This window comes from Enterococcus sp. 3H8_DIV0648 (genome assembly GCF_002140655.1).
In the GTDB taxonomy this organism is placed as follows: Bacteria; Bacillota; Bacilli; order Lactobacillales; family Enterococcaceae; genus Enterococcus_A; species Enterococcus_A hulanensis.
Map to the genome: position 1 here is coordinate 1,773,914 of NZ_NGLG01000001.1, position 1,451 is coordinate 1,775,364.

Consider the following 1,451-nt stretch of genomic DNA (forward strand, 5'->3'; position numbering starts at 1 on the left):
GCTTTTATCTATGGACGACAAAAAGACGTGAATCCAATTAAGATTCACGTCTTTTTGTCTCTAAATATTTTTGATGCCATTTATTATCGACTTGTCGCGTCCCCTCTTTAAAGAAGACCTTTTCTGTCCCAGCTTCATTAGCTGTTTGATAGTACCATTTCTTCCAACGTAAAAAATCCAGTTGGGCTTGAAGCTCATGGATTTTCTTCTCCAAAGCAGCTTCTTGTTCTATCATAAATTGATAGCGCTGCGGTAACGTCTGATCACCTTTTACACACCAGTCCATAAATTTTGCGATTTCCTTAACGGGAATCCCAGACCGTTTCAAGCAATCGATCACTTCAATATAGCCGAGATCATCTTCCGTAAACTCTCTGCGACCCGCTTTATTTTTCCTTACAAACGGCAGCAACCCTGCTTTATCATAATATCTCAAAGTATCTTGCGAGATATTATACATGGCGGAAATATCGCCAATCAAAAATTTTTTCATTTTTTTAGACTTCCTTCTTGACTTGGAGTTAACTCCAGGTAGTAAGGTAAGTTTATCACATTTATGGAAGAAGGCAATTTATATGGAAAAATCGTTAGTCGTAATTACAGGTGCAAGTTCAGGATTTGGTGCAGAGATCGCCAAACTTTTCAACCAAGCAGGATTCCCCTTACTTTTATTAGGACGTCGTGTTGAGAAAATCGAAGCATTACCATTAAACTTTGATAATGTCATGATCGAAAAAGTCGACGTAACTGATTACAAAGCTTTTGAAGCCAGCATCAAAAAAGCTGAAGCAGTTTATGGTCCGGTTGACCTGTTAGTTAACAATGCTGGTGTGATGCTGCTTGGTAATGTCTTGGATCAAGACCCTGCAGAATGGCAAACAATGATGAATACAAATGTAATGGGAGTATTGAACGGTATGCAAATCGTGCTACCAAGCATGAAAGAACGCAATCATGGAACTGTCATCAACATGTCTTCACTTGCTGGTAAGAAGACTTTCACTAACCATGCTGCTTACGTTGCATCAAAATTCGGAGTTCATGGGTTAAGTGAAACGATTCGTGAAGAACTTTCCGGTTCAAATGTCCGCGTTTCTATGGTCGCTCCTGGTGCTGCGGAAACAGAGTTATTGACCCATGTAACAGATCAAGGTGCTTTAACAGACTATCAAGCATGGAAAGAAAGCATGGGTGGGATCACGCTTAACCCTCTCCATGTTGCAGAAAGCGTAAAATTCATTTATGACATGCCGCAAGAAGTGAACATCCGCGAAATCGATATTGCTGCAACAGCGCAAGACGCTTAATTAATTAACTAATTTTTCTTACTCGCTCCTGCCAAAACGGTGGGAGTTTTTTTTATAGAAGCGTGATATACTGTCTCTATTATTAAAAATTTTCGAATAGATGATTTAAGGAGTCTTCCATGAAGTTTGATCGACGAGTAAGCT

At 39.5% G+C, this 1,451-nt stretch carries 2 protein-coding genes; one reads left to right on the top strand and one right to left on the bottom strand.

Annotated features, from left to right (window positions below):
* Window positions 1–37: 37 nt before the first annotated feature.
* Window positions 38–493, bottom strand: a complete 456-nt coding sequence (locus A5875_RS08235) for a MerR family transcriptional regulator (protein ID WP_088933143.1) — start codon at window positions 491–493, stop codon at window positions 38–40.
* 82 nt (window positions 494–575) lie between these two features.
* Here A5875_RS08235 and A5875_RS08240 point away from each other — a divergent pair, with 82 nt between their 5' ends.
* Complete coding sequence (locus A5875_RS08240; protein ID WP_088933144.1) at window positions 576–1,307, top strand: SDR family oxidoreductase; 732 nt, start codon at window positions 576–578, stop codon at window positions 1,305–1,307.
* Window positions 1,308–1,451 lie beyond the last annotated feature (144 nt).

Excerpts from the sequence above, each read along its gene's own strand:
- A5875_RS08235 (WP_088933143.1), bottom strand. The coding sequence starts at position 493 with ATGAAAAAATTTTTGATTGGCGATATTTCCGCCATGTATAATATCTCG.
- A5875_RS08240 (WP_088933144.1), top strand. The coding sequence starts at position 576 with ATGGAAAAATCGTTAGTCGTAATTACAGGTGCAAGTTCAGGATTTGGT.